Origin of the sequence: Micromonospora sp. WMMD967, from assembly GCF_029626165.1 — a bacterium.
In the GTDB taxonomy this organism is placed as follows: Bacteria; Actinomycetota; Actinomycetes; order Mycobacteriales; family Micromonosporaceae; genus Micromonospora; species Micromonospora taraxaci.
In genome coordinates this window covers 204,993-222,717 of the sequence record NZ_JARUBK010000001.1, presented here as the reverse complement: position 1 = coordinate 222,717, position 17,725 = coordinate 204,993, and the positions used below count along the sequence as shown (strand labels likewise).

13 protein-coding genes and 1 pseudogene are annotated in these 17,725 nt (G+C 72.2%); 9 read left to right on the top strand and 5 right to left on the bottom strand.

Annotated features, from left to right (window positions below; genetic code table 11):
- Positions 1-46 precede the first annotated feature (46 nt).
- Positions 47-1,471, top strand: a complete 1,425-nt coding sequence (locus O7631_RS01035) for a M1 family metallopeptidase (protein WP_278142629.1) — start codon at positions 47-49, stop codon at positions 1,469-1,471.
- A gap of 106 nt (positions 1,472-1,577) precedes the next feature.
- Positions 1,578-3,035, top strand: a complete 1,458-nt coding sequence (locus O7631_RS01030) for a M1 family metallopeptidase (RefSeq protein ID WP_278142627.1) — start codon at positions 1,578-1,580, stop codon at positions 3,033-3,035.
- Between the two features lie 168 nt (positions 3,036-3,203).
- Here the strand turns inward: O7631_RS01030 and O7631_RS01025 are convergent, their stop codons facing one another.
- Positions 3,204-4,322 (bottom strand): LCP family protein, encoded by a 1,119-nt coding sequence (locus O7631_RS01025; protein WP_278142625.1) that lies wholly within the window; start codon positions 4,320-4,322, stop codon positions 3,204-3,206.
- Positions 4,323-4,466: 144 nt separating this feature from the next.
- Between O7631_RS01025 and O7631_RS01020 the strand changes: the two genes are divergently transcribed.
- Together O7631_RS01020 and guaA are read left to right on the top strand one after the other, a co-directional pair.
- Positions 4,467-6,164 carry a GMC family oxidoreductase gene (locus O7631_RS01020; protein ID WP_278142623.1) on the top strand — a complete coding sequence of 566 codons (1,698 nt, stop codon included), beginning with the start codon at positions 4,467-4,469 and terminating at the stop codon, positions 6,162-6,164.
- Positions 6,165-6,231: 67 nt separating this feature from the next.
- Complete coding sequence (gene guaA, locus O7631_RS01015) at positions 6,232-7,788, top strand: glutamine-hydrolyzing GMP synthase (protein ID WP_278142622.1); 1,557 nt, start codon at positions 6,232-6,234, stop codon at positions 7,786-7,788.
- A 7-nt stretch (positions 7,789-7,795) separates the two neighbouring features.
- Here guaA and O7631_RS01010 read toward each other — a convergent pair whose 3' ends face one another.
- The gene (locus tag O7631_RS01010) at positions 7,796-8,164 is read right to left on the bottom strand and encodes a PspC domain-containing protein (protein WP_278142621.1); all 369 of its coding nucleotides are present in this window, start codon (positions 8,162-8,164) and stop codon (positions 7,796-7,798) included.
- Between the two features lie 143 nt (positions 8,165-8,307).
- Here O7631_RS01010 and O7631_RS01005 point away from each other — a divergent pair, with 143 nt between their 5' ends.
- The 3 genes from O7631_RS01005 to O7631_RS00995 all read left to right on the top strand — a co-directional run bounded on the left by O7631_RS01005 (position 8,308) and on the right by O7631_RS00995 (position 11,633).
- A complete protein-coding gene (locus O7631_RS01005) occupies positions 8,308-9,258 on the top strand; it encodes an NUDIX domain-containing protein (RefSeq protein WP_088987662.1) in 951 nt (316 codons plus the stop codon).
- 188 nt (positions 9,259-9,446) lie between these two features.
- Complete coding sequence (locus tag O7631_RS01000) at positions 9,447-10,349, top strand: NUDIX domain-containing protein (RefSeq protein WP_278147809.1); 903 nt, start codon at positions 9,447-9,449, stop codon at positions 10,347-10,349.
- Positions 10,350-10,694: 345 nt separating this feature from the next.
- Complete coding sequence (locus tag O7631_RS00995) at positions 10,695-11,633, top strand: CDP-alcohol phosphatidyltransferase family protein (RefSeq protein ID WP_278142620.1); 939 nt, start codon at positions 10,695-10,697, stop codon at positions 11,631-11,633.
- Between the two features lie 90 nt (positions 11,634-11,723).
- Here the strand turns inward: O7631_RS00995 and O7631_RS00990 are convergent, their stop codons facing one another.
- The 3 genes and pseudogenes from O7631_RS00990 to O7631_RS00980 all read right to left on the bottom strand — a co-directional run bounded on the left by O7631_RS00990 (position 11,724) and on the right by O7631_RS00980 (position 15,542).
- Positions 11,724-12,977 (bottom strand): phosphatidylserine decarboxylase, encoded by a 1,254-nt coding sequence (locus O7631_RS00990; protein ID WP_278142618.1) that lies wholly within the window; start codon positions 12,975-12,977, stop codon positions 11,724-11,726.
- Positions 12,978-13,554: 577 nt separating this feature from the next.
- Positions 13,555-13,740, bottom strand: a pseudogene (locus O7631_RS00985) (hypothetical protein); the annotation flags it as partial.
- Positions 13,737-15,542 carry a PspC domain-containing protein gene (locus tag O7631_RS00980; protein ID WP_278142617.1) on the bottom strand — a complete coding sequence of 602 codons (1,806 nt, stop codon included), beginning with the start codon at positions 15,540-15,542 and terminating at the stop codon, positions 13,737-13,739. The pseudogene O7631_RS00985 and the gene O7631_RS00980, both read right to left, overlap by 4 nt.
- A gap of 173 nt (positions 15,543-15,715) precedes the next feature.
- Between O7631_RS00980 and O7631_RS00975 the strand changes: the two genes are divergently transcribed.
- Positions 15,716-16,963 carry an ATP-binding protein gene (locus tag O7631_RS00975; protein ID WP_269683757.1) on the top strand — a complete coding sequence of 416 codons (1,248 nt, stop codon included), beginning with the start codon at positions 15,716-15,718 and terminating at the stop codon, positions 16,961-16,963.
- Between the two features lie 2 nt (positions 16,964-16,965).
- Entirely contained in the window at positions 16,966-17,652 is a 687-nt protein-coding gene (locus O7631_RS00970) for a response regulator transcription factor (RefSeq protein WP_278147808.1), read from the top strand.
- Positions 17,653-17,725: the final 73 nt, after the last annotated feature.

Below are 17,725 nucleotides of genomic sequence, written 5' to 3'. Positions count from 1 at the left end.
CGCTGACTACGCTCGTCCTGACCGCGACGCCGCAGGAGGAGTGTGCATGGTCCGGACCCGACGGACACCTGCCGCCGGTCGGCTGACCGCCGCGGCGACCGCGCTGACCTGCGTGATCGCGCTGCTCACCGCCGGCTGTACGGGCGACGACAGCGACGGTTTCCGGCCCGGCGCCGCCGACGCCGGCGATCCGTACGTGCCGGGGCACGGCAACGGCGGCTACGACGTCACGCACTACGGCCTCGACGTCCGCTACGACCCGCCGACCGACCGGCTGACCGGGCGGGCCGTCATCACCGCCACGGCCACCCAGGACCTGTCCCGGTTCAATCTGGACCTGGTCGGCCTGGACGTCGCCACGGTGCGGGTGGGCGACGCCCCGGCCGACCACCGCCGCAGCGACGGCGAGCTCGTGGTGACCCCCCGCGACGGGCTCCCACGTGGCCGGCAGTTCACGGTGACCGTCGACTACGCGGGCGTGCCCACCGCCGTCGAGGACGGGTCGTTGGGCAGCGGCGGCTTCCTGCACACCGCCGACGGCGCTGTCGCGCTCGGGCAACCGGACTCGGCGGCCACCTGGTTCCCGGTCAACGACCACCCGTCGGACAAGGCCGGCTACGACCTGGCGGTGACCGTCCCGGACGGGCTGGCCGCACTGAGCAACGGGGTGCCCGGTCCGAAGAGCAGCGCCGACGGCTGGACCACCTGGCGATGGTCGGAGCGCACGCCGATGGCGAGCTACCTCAGCACCCTCGTGATCGGCGACTACCGGGTGGTGACCGGCACCCACGCCGGCCGGCCGATGGTCACGGCGGTGGCGGCGAGCCTGCCGGCGAACGGTGCCGCGGCCAGCTCACTGGCCCGCACCGGGGAGATCGTCGACTTCCTGGCCACCCGCTTCGGGCCGTACCCGTTCGACTCGTACGGCGGGATCGTGATCGCCGACGAGCGCATCGGGTACGCGCTGGAGACCCAGTCGCGCCCGGTCTACGGACCCGCCTTCTTCGCCGACGACCGGCCGAACCCGGGCGTGGTCGCGCACGAGCTGGCCCACCAGTGGTTCGGTGACAGCGTGTCGCTGACCAGGTGGGGCGACATCTGGCTCAACGAGGGCTTCGCCAGCTACGCCGAGTGGCTGTGGGAGGAGCACGACGGCGGCCGGACCGCCCAACGCAACTTCGAACTCCAGTACGCCAAGATCGACTGGTCGCAGCCGTCGGTGGAGCCGGGCCGGGAGCTGATGTTCGGCACGGCCGTCTACAAACGCGGGGCGCTCGCCGTGCACGCGCTGCGCCGGACCGTCGGTGACGACACGTTCTTCCGCATCCTGCGGACCTGGACCTCCGAACGGGCGTCGGGCAACGCGACCACGGCGGACCTCGTGACGCTGGCCGAGCGGGTGGCGGGCCGGCAGCTGCGGCCGCTCTTCGACGCCTGGTTGGTGGGTGGGTCCGCCCCCACACTGCCGTGACGGAGCCGTGATCACCGGTCGATATGCTCGCCGCCTGCGAGCAGCGGAAAGCCGTCGTCTCGCGCGGAGCGGCGTCGGCCGTCGCCGCCACACGGGGGAGGGTGGAATGCGGGTGACGCGGCACAGACTGCGGTTGAGCGTCGGTCTGCTGGTGACCGGGGCACTCGCACTGTCCGGATGCGACTCGTCGTCGCCGGAGGCGGCGTCGTCGCCGAGCGCGTCCCCCACCCCGTCGCGGACGTTCGCCGCCGGCGCGGAGGGGGTCGGCGACGCCTATTTCCCGAGCTACGGCAACGGCGGGTACGACGTCGGGCGGTACACGGTCAAGGTGCGCTACGACCCGGCGAAGGACCGGCTGACCGGTACGACCACGGTGCAGGGCACCGCCACCGCCGACCTGTCCTCGTTCAACCTCGACCTGGCCGGCCTGACCGTCACCGCGGTCACCGTGGACGGCGCGGCGGCGACCCACACGCGCCAGCGGAACGAACTGGTGATCACACCGGCCTCCGGTCTGATCAACGGCAACGGGTTCGTCGCCGAGGTCACCTACGAGGGTGTGCCGAAGCCACTGAAGAACGAGATCCTCGGTGAGGGCGGTTTCCTGCACACCGCCGAGGGTGCCATCGCACTGGGCCAGCCCGAGTCGGCCAGCACCTGGTTCCCGGTCAACGACCACCCCTCGGACAAGGCGGCGTACGACTTCGAGGTCACCGTCCCGAACGGCCTGACCGCCGTCAGCAACGGCGTTCCCGGTGGCAAGACCAGCGCGGAGGGGTGGACCACCTGGAAGTGGTCGGAGAAGTCGCCGATGGCGAGTTACCTCAGCACGTTGGTGATCGGCAAGTTCCGGATCACCACCGGCGAGCACAAGGGCCGTCCGGTGTACAACGCGGTCGCCACCAACGTGGCGAAGGGCGCGGCGGACACGTCGATCGCGCAGACGGTCAGGGTGGCCGACTACCTGGAGAGCGTGTTCGGGCCGTACCCGTTCGACGCGTACGGCGGTGTGGTGGTCTCGGACAGCCGGATCTCGTACGCCCTGGAGACGCAGAGCCGGCCGGTCTACTCCGCCGGGTTCTTCCGGCAGGGCGAGAACACCGAGGTGGTCGCCCACGAGTTGGCGCACCAGTGGTTCGGCGACAGCGTCGCGATCGGCACGTGGGAGGACATCTGGCTCAACGAGGGCTTCGCGACGTACGCGGAGTGGCTCTGGGCCGAGCACACCAAGGAATACACCGCCAAGCAGGCGTTCGACATCCGGTACACCGAGGTGCCCGCGCAGGTGTGGAAGACCCCGCCGGGCAAGCCGGGTGTGAAGCAGTTGTTCAGCGAGTCGGTCTACCAGCGTGGTGGCATGACCCTGCACGCCCTGCGGGTGGCAGTGGGCGACAAGGCGTTCTTCGAGATCGTCAAGACCTGGGCGGCGGAGAAGCGCAACGGCACCGCCACCACCGCCGAGTTCATCGCCCTCGCCGAACGGGTCTCCGGCAAGAAACTGGGCCCGCTCTTCGACGCCTGGCTCTATGGCACGAAGAAGCCGGCCCAGCCCAAGCGCCTCTAGGGCGTGTGTCAAAGCCCCTGGCCGGCCTGCGGCGGGCCCAGACGACGGCCGGCGGCGTTGGAGATGGGCTCAGATACAACACCGGTATCCGAGCCCATCTCCGCCTTGCCGGACCGCCGCCTGGACTCCACCTCGGCTCGACCGAGGACTTTGACACACGCCCTAGGGTCAGTTCTTGACCACCAGGGTGGGGTGGGCTTTCAGGTAGGCGTCGGCGCGGCCGGCACGGAGTTCGGTGATGAAGTCACGGCCGACCTTGGTGAGCTGTTCGCCACGGTAGGCGCTGCCCTTGCCGACACCGGCGCCGGGCAGGCCCACCAGCACGAACTTGTTCTCCGGCACCCCGCTGAGGGCGTACGCGATGTCGACGATCCGTCGCCCACCCACGTAGATCAGCGTGTCTCCCAGTGCGGCGACCACCTGGTCGACCCGCTCCGGTTGGCGGGCCAGGTTCTCGTCCAGGATCTTGCGGGTGAGTGCCTTGATCAGTTGCTGCTGGTGGCGCTGCCGGGCGTAGTCGCCGCCGGTGATGTACCGCTGCCGCGCGTAGTCGAGCGCCTGCCAGCCGTTGAGGTGCTGCTCGCCCTTCTCGTAGACCTGCTGCGGCCCCGTGTAGCCGCCCGGGGCGCTCTCCCGGTACTTGCCGTCCGGTCGGCGGTGCAGCGACTCGACCCGCTGGTCGACGTAGATGTCGACCCCGCCGAGTGCGTTGACCAGCCGGTCGAACCCGTTGAAGGTGAGCACCGCGCCCGCGTCGATGCGCAACCCCGTGTACCCGCTGACCGTGCTGCGCAGCAGCTCGTACCCCTGGGCGGTGTTCGGCTGCTTGGGTTTGCCCGGCACCCGGCTGCCGAAGCTCATCGCGTGGGTGAGCTTGGTCTTACCGCCCTTGTAGCCGGCCTTCGGGAACGCCGGGATGTCCACCAGCAGGTCGCGGGGGAGCGAGAAGAGGTACGCCTGACCCAACCCCTTCGGCACGTGCAGCACCAGCACGGCGTCCGAGTGCGGTTCCCACCCGGGCACGCTGACCCGGGTGTCCACACCGACCAGCAGCAGGTTGAGCGGGCCGGTGATGTCCGCGCCCGGCGGTGGGCCGCTGGGGCTCGGGGTGGGAGTGCCGATCGGCGACGGGGTCGGCGAGCCGGCAACCGGGCCGCCGCCCGGCTTGCTGTCACCGGTCAGCCGGGTGATCACCACCGCCCCGGCCGCGATCAGCGCGACAGCGGCGAGGGCCGTCAAGCCCAGCAGCAGCCATCGTCGGCGCGGCGCCATCGACCCGAGGATCATCTTGATTCCTTCCACCCGTCTGGTGAACAACGTTCCGACGGGTGCTCCGGGTTGCGGCCGGAAGGCGCCGGGTCGGTCGGCCGGAGCATGATCGCGCGAAAACTGCCGCTGGCGCGAGCGCTACTCGCGAGTAATGATGCGTCCATGCGGTACGACGTGCTCGTCATCGGGTCCGGCTTCGGCGGTGCCGTCACCGCGCTCCGACTGGCCGAAAAGGGTTACTCGGTCGCCGTGCTGGAAGCCGGCCGCCGCTTCACCGACGACGAGTTCCCGCAGACGTCCTGGCGGGCCCGCCGGTTCCTCTGGGCGCCGAGGCTGGGCTGCTACGGCATCCAGCGGCTCACCCTGCTCCGCCCGGCCCGTCGAGGTGCCGGCAGCGGGGTGCTGGTGCTCTCCGGCGCCGGGGTGGGCGGTGGTTCGCTGGTCTACGCGAACACCCTCTACGAACCGTTGCCCGCGTTCTACGTCGACAGGCAGTGGCGCGACATCACCGACTGGCGGGATGAGTTGGCCCGCCACTACGACCAGGCCAAACGCATGCTCGGCGTCACCACGTACCCGCTGGACACCGGCGCGGACCGCGCCATGCGGGCGGTGGCCGAGCGGATGGGGGTGGGGCACACCTTCCACGCCACCCCGGTCGGCGTGCACATCGGCCGCCCCGGCCAGCGGGTCGCCGACCCGTACTTCGGTGGTGCCGGCCCGGAGCGCACCGGCTGCCTGCACTGCGGCGCGTGCATGACCGGGTGCCGGCACGGCGCGAAGAACACGCTGGTCAAGAACTACCTGTGGCTCGCCGAACGGCTCGGGGTCACGGTGCTGCCACTGACCACCGTGACCGCCGTCCGTCCGACCGCCGACGGCGGGTACGACGTACACGCCGAACGCACCGGTGCGTGGCTGCGCAAGCGGCGGCAGATCATCCACGCCGACCAGGTGGTGTTCGCGGCCGGTGCGCTCGGCACCCAACGACTGCTGCACGCCATGCGGGCCGACGACGTGCTGCCTCGGCTCTCACCCCGTCTCGGCGAGCTGACGCGGACCAACTCGGAGGCGATCCTGGGTGCCTCGGTGCCCCACCGGCGGGCCCGGTCCGAGCGGCTGGACTACACCGAGGGGGTGGCCATCACCAGCTCGTTCCACCCGGATCCGCAGACCCACGTCGAGCCGGTCCGTTACGGGCGTGGCTCCAACGCGATGGGCCTGCTCCAGTCGCTGCTGGTCGACGGGGGTCCACACCGGGTGCGACGGTGGCTGGGCAGCATCGTGCGGCAACCCGGGCTGGCCGCCCGAATGCTGTCGGTCCGTGGCTGGTCGGAGCGGACGGTGATCGCCCTGGTGATGCAGTCGGTGGACAACTCGCTGACCACCCGGTGGCGGCGCGGCGTGTTCGGCCGTCGACTGGTCACCGGCCCCGGCCACGGCACCCCCAACCCCACCTGGATCCCGGCCGGAAACGCCGCCACCCGACTGCTCGCCGAGGAGATCGGTGGCACTCCGGGCGGTTCGCTCACCGAGCCGTTCGACATCCCGATCACCGCGCACATCCTGGGTGGGGCGGTCATCGGGGCGACACCGGCCGACGGGGTGATCGACCCCTGGCACCGGGTGTACGGGCACCCCGGGCTGCACGTCGTCGACGGGGCGGCGGTCTCCGCCAACCTCGGCGTGAACCCGTCCCTGACGATCACCGCACAGGCGGAACGGGCGATGTCCTTCTGGCCCAACAAGGGCGAGGAGGACCCACGTCCGCCGCTCGGATCCGCGTACCGTCGGCTGGCGTCCGTACCCCCGAACCAGCCGGCGGTGCCGGCGGACGCCCCGGGTGCGCTCCGTCAGTGAGCCCGGCGGACGCCGCAGGGCGAGCCGGTGCCGGGCGCGGCCGTGACTGTCGGTAGGCTTTGTGCACATGAGCCTGCCTCGCCCCGTCCTCGTGGTGGACTTCGGAGCCCAGTACGCCCAGCTCATCGCCCGCCGGGTCCGTGAGGCGAAGGTCTACTCCGAGATCGTGCCGCACTCGATGCCGATCGCCGAGATGCTGGCGAAGAACCCCGCCGCGATCATCCTCTCCGGTGGTCCGGCCAGCGTCTACGCACCGGACGCGCCGCAGATCGACGCGGGCGTGTTCAGCGCCGACGTGCCGGTCTTCGGCATCTGCTACGGCTTCCAGGCGATGGCCCAGGCGCTCGGCGGCACCGTGGCGAAGACCGGTAACCGCGAGTACGGCGGCACGCCGCTGCGCCCCCGCCTCCTCGATCCCGGTGTGCTGCTGCGTGACCTGCCCGCCGACCTGCCGGTGTGGATGAGCCACGGCGACGCCGTCACCGAGGCCCCGGAGGGTTTCACCGTCACCGCCGAGTCGGCGGGCGCGCCGGTGGCCGCGTTCGAGGACCTCGCCGGGCGGCGTGCCGGGGTGCAGTTCCACCCGGAGGTCGGGCACACGGCGCACGGCCAGGAGATGTTGACCCGTTTCCTCTACGACATCGCCGGCATCGAGCCGACCTGGACGCCCGAGAACATCATCGACGAGCAGGTGGCCCGGATCCGCGCCCAGGTCGGCGACAAGGAGGTCATCTGCGGCCTGTCCGGCGGGGTGGACTCGGCGGTCGCCGCGGCGCTCGTGCACAGGGCTGTCGGTGACCAGCTCACCTGCGTCTTCGTCGACCACGGTCTGCTGCGCGCCGGCGAGGCCGAGCAGGTGGAGAAGGACTACGTGGCCGCCACCGGCATCAAGCTGAAGGTGGTCGACGCCGCCGACCGGTTCCTCGGCGCGCTGGCCGGGGTGACCGACCCGGAGCAGAAGCGCAAGATCATCGGTCGGGAGTTCATCCGGGTCTTCGAGGCCGCCGCCCGCGAGATCGCCTCGCACGGCGACGTGGAGTTCCTCGTCCAGGGCACGCTCTACCCCGACGTCGTGGAGTCCGGCGGCGGCACCGGCACCGCCAACATCAAGAGCCACCACAACGTCGGCGGTCTACCGGAGGACCTGAAGTTCGCCCTGGTCGAGCCGCTGCGCACGCTCTTCAAGGACGAGGTCCGGGCGCTCGGCCTGCAACTGGGCCTGCCCGAGGCGATGGTCTGGCGGCACCCGTTCCCGGGCCCCGGCCTGGCCATCCGGATCATCGGTGCCGTCGACCAGCAGCGCCTCGACCTGCTCCGCGAGGCCGACCTGATCGCCCGCGAGGAGCTGACCGCCGCCGGCCTGGACCGGGGCGTGTGGCAGTTCCCGGTGGTGCTGCTCGCCGACGTACGCAGCGTCGGTGTGCAGGGAGACGGGCGCAGCTACGGGCATCCCGTGGTGCTGCGCCCGGTCTCCAGCGAGGACGCGATGACCGCCGACTGGTCCCGACTGCCCTACGAGGTGGTGGCCCGGATCTCCACCCGGATCACCAACGAGGTCGCCGAGGTGAACCGGGTGGTCCTGGACGTGACCAGCAAGCCGCCGGGCACCATCGAGTGGGAGTGAGCGCCGGTCAGGCGGCCGGCGGCGGGTCCGACGGGGTCGTCGGCGGGTAGGGCGGCGTCGGGGCGTACCCCGGCTGTGGTCCGCCGGGCGCGGGCCCGGCGGTGGGCGGCGGGCCGGCCTGCGGCGCGACGCCCGCCGGGTGCGGCCAGGCCGGCGCGCCGGTGGGCTCCTCCGGCATCAGGAACCACATGATCGGGTACGCGAACAGCGCGAGCCCGCCGGTGAGCAGGCCGGTGACCGCGAAGGCCACCCGGACGAGTGTGGGGTCGACGGCGAAGTAGCGGCCGACGCCACTGGCGACCCCCGCGACCATGCGGTCGGTGGTGGGGCGTCGGAGCTGCTTGTACGGGGCGTGGGGAGCGGCGGTGGATGTCATACCACCACGGTCCGCGTTGCCGCTCGACCCGCCCTCGGTGACTGCCCGGATCCTTACCCTGACCGATCCCTGATCCGGGTCCGACAGTCAGGAATCTGACTCTTTTCCGTTCCGGTAACCCGGCCCGGGGAGAATTTGCTCCCGTGACCACCATGCTCGAGCCGCTCCGCAGGATCGCGGCATACGCAGTTTGTGCTGATTCAAGAGGCCGAGTTCTGCTGGTCCGCGCATCGGAGCGCTCCGGCACCCCCGGCACGTGGTCGCTGCCCGGCGGGGCGGTCGACCACGGCGAGGACCCGAACCACACAGTCGTCCGCGAGACCGCCGCCGAGACCGGCCTGTCGGTCGCCGTCTCCGGCCTGGCCGACGTGCTCGCCGACATGCGGGCACTGCCCGATCGGGGCATCACGATCCACACCGACCGGCTGATCTACCGGGTGGCGGTCCGCGGCGGCACCCTCGCCGACCGGGTCGGCGAGCGCCCCACCGACCTGGCCCGCTGGTACACCCTCGACGAGGCGCGCAAGCTGCCGCTGCGCTCGTTCACCGCACGTGCCCTCGGGCTGCCCGCCTCCTCGGCCGACGTGGTGCCCGACGAGCCGCCGGAGTTCCCCTCGTTCTACGCGGTCCCCGGCCCGGACGGGCTGCACCGGGCGCAACGCTTCGCCGCGTACGCGGTGTGCACCGATCCGGCGGGGCGGGTGCTGCTCACCCGGGTCTCCGACGGTTACCCCGGCGCGGGCTGCTGGCATCTGCCCGGTGGCGGCACCGACTACGGTGAGCAGCCCGGCGCCGCCCTCATCCGGGAGTTGGTCGAGGAGACCGGGCAGACCGGCCGCCTGGTCGAGCTGCTCGGCGTGGCCAGCCACCGCGACGCCGCCTCGCTCGGCCCCGAGGGCTACCCCATCGACTGGCACGGCGTACGCGCCTTCTACCGCGTCGTCGTCGACAAGCCCAACCCGCTGACCGTGGCCGATGTCGGCGGTTCCACCTGTGAGGCCCGCTGGTTCGGCCGTGAGGAGCTGGGCGCCCTGCCCACCGACCGCCTCACCGAGGTGACCGCCGAAGCAGTCCAGGCAGCCCAACTGACCTGACCTGCCCGGGCGGCGGCCAGCGCGGCCCGCTGATCTCACTCGGTTCTCCGGAAGGCGCGGTATCCCGGTCGTCGGGATACCGCGCCTTCCGCGATTCTGAGTGGATCATGACGTGGCCCGACTGCTTCGGCGTGGACGGGCTAACTTCATGATCGATGGGTCGGGTCGAAGCGGGGGAGTGGGCGAGGGTGCGGTTCGCGCGGCGAGTGGGGAGTTACGGGCTTCTGCGGGACTCGGACCGGGTCCTGGTGGTTCGCGACGGGGCGGACGGTGAGTTCCCCGGGGTGTGGCGGCTGCCGGGTGGTGCCGTCGCGCACGCCGAGCACCCCGAGCGCGCTGTCGTCCGCACCGTCGGCGAGCAGACCGGGCTGACCGTCACCGCTGATCGGCTACGCACTGTGGCATCCGATGTGACCGACTGTGCGGATGGTGTCGCAACGCACACCGACCGGTTGATGTTCGACCTCACCGGGCGCGACGGCGCGACACGCGACGGCGGAGGCGGCCCGGTCGAGCAGGCTCGCTGGCTCACAGTGGACGAGCTGACGCGGTTGACGCTGGCACCGTTCACCGCCGAGCTGCTCGGCCTGCCGGTCACGCCACTGCCGCGCGGAACGCACCGGCCGCAGGAACACCTCTCCCCGCCGCATCCCGACCGTCGGCTGCGCTTCGGCGCGTACGGGCTGGTCACCGACCCGGCCGGACGGATCCTGCTCACCCAGATCGCGGACGGCTATCCGGGTGCCGGCCTGTGGCACCTGCCCGGTGGAGGCACGGATCACGGTGAGCAGCCCACGACCGGCCTGCTCCGGGAGTTGGTCGAGGAGGGTGGTCAGGTCGGCCGGGTGGTGGAACTCCTCGGCGTGGACAACCTGCACAACCCGGCCGCGCTCGGCCCGGAGGGTCGTCCGTTGGACTGGCACGGCGTACGGGTGATCTATCGGGTGCTGGTGGACGTACCCACCGATGCGGTGGTCACCGAATCCGCCGGGGGCTCGACAGCGAGGGCTGGTTGGTTCACCCGCGCCCAGGCCGCTGAGCTGCCGTTGAGCGACATCGCTGCCTCGGCAATCGGACAGAGTGGCCGATAGCACGCCGCTCACTGAGCCGAGATGGTGACCCTCCGGTACAGTCAAAGGCGGGAATGGTGGAGGAAACGGGCGATGAAGCCCGGGATGGGAACAAGCGAGCGGTTCGAGCGGTTTAAGCCAGATATAAGTACCGCCGGCAGCTATCGCCAAGCCATGTTCCCCTATGCGATGGTGTACTCCGCAAAACGGCTGCCGGGCCACGCAAGGTCCGGCACGAGACAGCCGGACACCCGCCACACGGCGGTCAGCCGATCCGGTGATGGAGGAAACGTGCCGAGAGCCCCATGGCGCCGGCGTCGTACTACTGACAGTCCGCGCCCCGCTGGGCGTCGCTGGGCGGGCCCGTTGCGCCGCAGCAGCACGTTCGCCCGCCAGGTGCTGTTGGTCCGGGTCGGTCGCCGGGACAGCGACCTGCTCCCGACCGACGTGACGTTGCCCGAGCACCGGTACGCCGACCGGCAGCGCCGCCGCTACGGCCTGGACCGGCTCAGCCGGCCGGCCGGAAGCATCGGTCGGGCGGAGATCGAAGCGGTCATGCCGGTCAGCCCGGCGATGCCGCCGATGGCGCACGCCGACGAGGCCTCGGCCAGCTCGATCCCGCTGCTACCTGGCGAGCGCACCATGGCTCGGCGGATGAAGTTCGGCCTGGTCAACGCCTGCACCCTGGCCAGCCTGATGCTCGGCATGCTGGCCATCTTCCTGGCGATGCAGGGCGAGGTCCGCGTCGCCGCGCTCTGCCTGATCGCCTGCGTCGCCTTCGATGGTCTGGACGGCGCACTGGCCCGCCGACTCGGTGTGGCCAGCCCGTTCGGCGCGCAGATGGACTCCCTGGCCGACATGTGCTCGTTCGGTCTCGCCGCACCGGTGGTGGTCTACGCCTCGCTCGCCGGCTCCGTCTCCACCGCGGCGGCGGCGGTGGCCTGCGCTCTCGTCGCGGCGTGCGCCGCGATTCGACTGGCCCGCTTCAACGTCTCGCCGAAGGACGGCCGGTTCTTCTGCGGCGTGCCCACCACCATGGCGGCGGCGGTGCTCGCCGTGACCGTGGCGATCGGCCTGCCGGTGCCCGGCGCCGTGCTGGTCGCCGGCGTGGCGCTGCTGGCCTTCGCGATGGTGTCGAGCTTCCCGTACGCCAAGCTCGCCCGCCTGGTGAAGCTGCCCCCGTGGCTCTGGCTGGCCCCGGTGATCGGCGCGCTGATCGACATCCGGATCACGTTCGCCCTGATCGTGGTGGGTTACCTGGTCAGCGGGCCGGTGCTCTGGCTGCGGCAGCGCCGCACCGCCTGACCACAGCAGACGAAACGGGGCGCCGCTGGCCAGCGGCGCCCCGTTTCGCGTTCGTCGGTCAGCGCCAGCGGGCGATGACGGTTCAGCCGGTCAGCGCCAGCGGGCAATGACGGTCGACCCGCCGACGACCTTGTCGCCCGGACCGACCAGCGGGTCCGCAGCCTCGGCCGGGAGGTAGACGTCGGTCCGTGAGCCGAACCGGATCAGGCCGAAGCGCTCGCCCTTGGCCAGCAGCGCGCCGATCGGCGCGCGCTGCACGATCCGGCGGGCGATCAGCCCGGTCCGCTGCGCGACCACCACAGTGCCGCGAGCGGTGTCCAGCACGGTGTACGCCGCCACGTTGTGTTCGGCGTCCGGCTTCATCGCGTTGACGAACCCGCCGTCGGCGACGAAGTAGTCCACCACCTTGCCGGCGACCGGGGAACGGTTGACGTGCACGTCCAGCACCGACAGGAAGACCGCTACCCGAAGCCACTCGCCGTCGCCGAAACGCTCGTCGTGCAGTCGCTGCACCGAGAGGACCTTGCCGTCCGCGCTGGCGACCACCGCGGACGGGTCCTCCGGCACGTCCCGTTGCGGGTCGCGGAAGAACGCGGCGACCGGCCCGGCGGCCAGCGCCGGCAGCAGCCACAGCTTGGACGACGGACGCGCCACCCGGGCCAGCGCCGCGAGGCCCAGCGCGATGCCCGCCGCGGCCACGCCGTTGGAGTCGATGTGCATGCCGCGGGTCAGCGGCACACTCGACGGGCGGTGCGCGGGGGCCAGCCGGTCGGCCGAGGCCGGGCTGGCCGGGGTGAACCGCAGTCGGTAGACCCGCACCGGCGGCGAGTTGCGCAGCACCAGGTCGGCGCCGACACCGTAGAGCGCGTCCTGCCGAGCCAACTCGGCTGCCGCCCCGGTGGTCCGGCCGGGCGTGGCCACTGTCGCCACGCTGAGGACCGCACCGTCGGAGAGGTACTTGACCAGTCCTTCGATGCCGCCGCGGGTCTCCTCGGCAGAGCCGGCGAACACCTCGCCGGCGATGACGACCCCGGCGGGCTCGGCCTCGGTCAGCGAGTCGACGACACTCACCCGGTCGGCGACCCAGCGGCCCTGGGCGGTGACGTGCTCGCGGAGCGCGGCAGCGCCGAGCGGTTCGACGGGCACCACGGTGAGCCGGTCACCGGGGAGCAGCGCCTCGATCGCCGCGGCCAGCACCGCGGACTCCGGGCCCGCCCCGACCAGCAGGGCGGTCTTGGGGTCGTTGATCCGGGCCAGTTCGGTGACGAGCGTACGGGCGGCTCGCTCGCCGATGCGGATCGGACCGGACCGGCCGGTGATACGCACGGCGGGGGACTGGGTCATGTCGGGCGGGCTCCTGACGGGGGTAGAGACGGGAATCGCGGCGGGGCCGCCATGGCGGGACGGGCCGGCCGGCGGAGGGCGAGATCTCCACCGGCCAGCATATGCGCCCGTTCGCGCCAACCGCACCGCCGTAGCGGTGGAGTGGGCCTCCGCCAGCCGACGCCCGAGGTCAGGCCTTCCCGCGCCGGCCCTCCCGTTCGTCGTCCGGCTGGTCGCCGACGGCCTCGATCGGGTGGTCCGACCGGGTCGGCTCGTCATCCTCGACGGGGGCCGGCCCCGTGCCGAGGCCGACGGTCGCCTCCTCGTGTCGGTCGTCGGGCTGGCCGGAAACGGCTGACGTCTGCGGCTCCGACGGCGGATGAGCCAGCCAGGCCGGGTGGATCACCTCGGCAGTCGGCGCCTCCGGTGTCGTTGCCGAAGGGGGAGCGTCCCAGGTGGACTTCTCGGCCTCCCAGACCGGCAGGGGCGCGCCGGAGGTCGGCACCGCGGCTCCGGAGACGGGCACCGCGGCTCCGGAGACGGGTGCGGTCACGCCGGAGACCGGTGCGGTGGCCTCGGTGGTCGCCTCCGGCCGCTGCGACCGACCCGAGCGCAGCGCGCCGACCAGCCCGAAGACGCCGATCAGGATGAGTGCGCTGGCCAGGAACCAGCCCACCGCCGGCAGGGCGAGCCCGAGCAGTTGGGCGAGCAGCCACCAGCCGGACAACGCCAGGAACACGAGCCCGAAGGCGAACGACACCAGATCCGTACGGTGAGCCTTCACCGGGTCACCTCCAGGTTGCCGGCATTGACGTGGATGTAGAGGCGCAGGGTCCCGCCGCCGGGCCCGTCGGCGCCGACATCGGTGAACTCCCGCAGGCGGCCGTCCAACCCACCGGACCGGTTGCCGAAGATGTTGGCATCGCCCGCGTTGACGTCGGCCACCGTGGTGACGTCGACGTTCGGCGGTACGACAACTGTGGCCTGGCCGAAGTTGATGGCGACGGTGACCTGCGTGTCCCGCTTCGCGAAGTCGATACCGCGCAGGTCGAGCACCGCGTCACCGAAACTGTTCTCGTAGCGGTCGGCGAGGTCGCGGTATTCGGTGGGCGCCCAGGTCACCGCGCCGTCGACCCCGCGGATCCGGTCGTAGGACTCGGCGACCGTCGCCGTGCCCAGCGCCGCTGCGGTGACCAGGCCGAGCGCGATGAGCCAGCGGGCCCGCCCGAACCAGGTGCCGACGAGCAGCCCCAGCGCGATGGTGGCCAACGCCGCCGCGAAGTACGCCGAGGCGCTGATGGAGAACACGTCCAGCAGGTCGAGCAGGGCGACCATGCCGAGGACCAGGAAGATCAGGGAGAAGGTCACCGCGCCCAGTGGCGACCGCTCCTTCGGGCGCTTCGGTGGCTTCGGCGGCTTGGGCGGCGGGAGCGGTGCCGGGGTCGGCGAGGCGTACGGGCCGTGCGGTGCGAACGGCTGGCGGTAGGCCGACGGCGGTGTGGCGGTCGGGTAGCCGGACGGAGCAGCGGGCGCGCCGGTCACCGGTGCCGACGGCCAGCCGACGCCGGGCGCGGCGGTGCTCGGCCAAGCCGTCGTCGGTGCCGGCCAGCCGGGCTGGACAGCCGTCGTGCCGCCCGGCTGCCCGGACACCGGGCCCACGCCCGACACCGGCTGCGCGGTGATGGGCGGCTGCGGACCACCGGTCGGCGGTACGTCGTACGCCACGGTGGGTGTCCCTCCGGTCGTCGCGGTGGCGTAGGCGGGGTCGCCGCTCGCCCCCGGCGCTGCTGTCGTGGTGGTCGGGCCGGTCGACGGGACGGCGCCGGTCGACGGCGCCGGCCAGGTCACCGGTGGGACCGGACCCGGTGGGGTGCCGGTCGGTGCGGCCGGCATCGGCCCGCCGGGGGTGCCGGCCGGCTGGTTGCGGCTGTCCCGGTTGAGCAGCAGCGCGCCGGCGACCAGGATGGCCGCGCCGAGCAGCACGGCCCGGAAGGCGTCGGTGACGATGTAACCGAAGCTGGCCGCGACCAGGATGCCGAGGATGATCACGGTCACCGGGGACATGCTGGAACGGCCGCGCCCGAGCATCGACTCGATCGGAGAGGCGGTGTCGCCCTCGTTCGGGATGATCAGCCAGGCAGCGACGTACACCAGGATGCCGATGCCCCCGAAGAAGCCGAGCACCGCGAGCAACACCCGCCACAGCACCGGGTCGGTGTTGGTGGCCCGTCCGATCGCCGCGCAGACACCGGCGAGGTAGCGCCCCTCGCGCGGCCGGACCAACCCGTACCGGGAGGTGAAGCCGGTGCCGCCCAGTGGCGGTGGCGGCGCGGACGGGCCGTGGCCGCCGCCCGGTCCGGGCGGTGCGCCGGGAGGCCCGTAACCGGTGCCGTCCGCGAACTGCGGGCCGTGGCTCGCGCCGGTGGGCGGCTGGTAGCCGTACGGATCGGTAGGCGCGGCGCCCGGGTGCGGGCCGGGCGTGCTGGGTTCGGTCCAGGCGCCGGGCGTCGCGGCCGGTGCGGGCGGTGCCGAGCCCTCCGGCGGTGCCGACCCCGGGCGGGGTGGCGGGGCAGCTTCCTCGGTCATGCTTCGATCCTGCTGCCCGGTGCACCCGAACGGCCTCAGGACCCGACCCTGACCCCACCCTGAGATCCGGCGGCCGGAATGTCGGGGGCGTCCCCGTGGTCGTGGACGCCGCAGCGTGTGACGATCGAGTCACCGACCTCGACCAGCCCGCCACCGCTACCAGGGAGCCTCCGATCAGCACCGTCACCACGCCCCCGCGCCTCTACCGCGCCCCGGAGCACCGGATGGCCGCCGGCGTCGCCGCCGGTATCGCCGACCATCTCGGCATCTCGGTGCTGCGGGTGCGCGTCGCGTTCATGGTGCTGCTCGGGCTGAGCGGGCTCGGCCTGCTGCTCTACGCGGCCTTCTGGGCCGTGGTCCCGCTGCGGCCCGGCGACACGGCGGTGCCGCCCCGGCGCGACGTGGCGCAACTCCTGCCGTTCGTGGGGATCGGGCTCGGTGTCCTGCTGATCCAGGTGATGGTCTTCGACTCGGTCGGCGCGGCGGGCACCGCCGGCTGGCTGGTGGCCATCATCGCGGTCGGCGCCGGGGTCATCTGGCACCAGTCCGCGCCCGAGCGGCGGCGGCAGTGGGGCGAGACGATGCCGGTGCCCTGGCTCGGCGCGGTCGTCGAGGAGAGTGACCGACGGGCCTTCGTGCTCCGGTTCATCGGCGGCGGAGTGCTGGTCGCGGTCGGCATCATCGGCGTCGCGGCGGTCTACTCGCCGGCGCAGAACTTCGACGCGGTGATCAATGGCGTGATCTTCGCGCTGGTCGGGCTGGCCGGGGTCGGCGTGGTCGCCGCGCCGGTGCTCTGGCGTACGTACAGTCAGCTCCGCTCGGAGCGCGAGGGCCGCATCCGTGAGCAGGAGCGAGCAGAGCTGGCCGCGATGGTGCACGACCAGGTGCTGCACACGTTGGCCCTGATCCAGCGCAACGCCGGCGACGTCAAGATGGTGCAGCGGCTGGCCCGCGGCCAGGAGCGTTCCCTGCGCAACTGGCTCTACAAACCCACCGCCTCGCCGAGTGAGCGTTTCGCCGCCGCGCTGGAGCAGGCCGCGGCCGAGGTCGAGGACACCTTCGCGATCACGGTGGAGGCGGTGGTGGTCGGTGACCGGGAAACCGACGAGAAGGTCGGGGCGCTGGTCGCGGCCGCCCGGGAGGCGCTGGTGAACGCGGCACGCCACGCCGGTGTGCAGACGGTCTCCCTGTATGCGGAGGTGGAGCCCGATCAGGTCAGCGTCTTCGTCCGGGACCGGGGCAAGGGCTTCGATCCGGATACCGTGGAGGACCACCGGCACGGCGTGAGCGGCTCGATCATCGGGCGGATGAAGCGGCACGGCGGACGGGCCGAGATCCGGTCCGGCCCGGGGGAGGGGACCGAGGTGCGGTTGATCCTGCCGATCTCCCGGGACTCGTCCGCAGCGGAGAGGAACAGATGACCATGGCCGAGCAGTCGACCGAGCACCTCAACCCGGCGGATGGCCGCCCCGAGCGGCTGCGGGTGTTCCTGGTGGACGACCACGCCATGTTCCGGGCGGGGGTGCGCGCCGAGTTGGGCGCCCACGTCGAGGTGGTCGGCGAGGCGAGCACGGTGGCCGAGGCGGTCACCCGGATCGCCGCCGTCGGGCCGGACGTGGTGCTGCTCGACGTGCACATGCCCGACGGTGGTGGCCGGGCGGTGCTGGAGGCGATGCGGCGTACCCACCCGCAGGTCAAGTTCCTCGCGTTGAGCGTCTCCGACGCGGCGGAGGACGTGATCGGGTTGATCCGGGCGGGTGCTCGGGGGTACGTCACCAAGACCATCTCCCCGGACGAGCTGGCCGCCGCGATCCGCCGGGTGGCCGACGGGGACGCGGTGTTCAGTCCCCGGTTGGCCGGCTTCGTGCTGGACGCCTTCGCGGCCCGACCGGACGCCCCGGTGGCCGACCCCGAGCTGGACCAACTGACCAACCGCGAGCGCGAGGTGCTGCGGCTCCTGGCCCGGGGGTACGCGTACAAGGAGATCGCCAAGGAGCTGTTCATCTCCATCAAGACGGTGGAGACGCACGTGTCGAACGTGCTCCGCAAGCTGCAGATGTCCAACCGTTACGAGCTGTCCCGCTGGGCGGCGGACCGCCGCCTCGTCTGATCGGCCCTCGCCCGGCGCCGAAGATCAGAGAAACGATCTCGGCGCCCTCATCCACCCAGTCGCTGATCGTGTC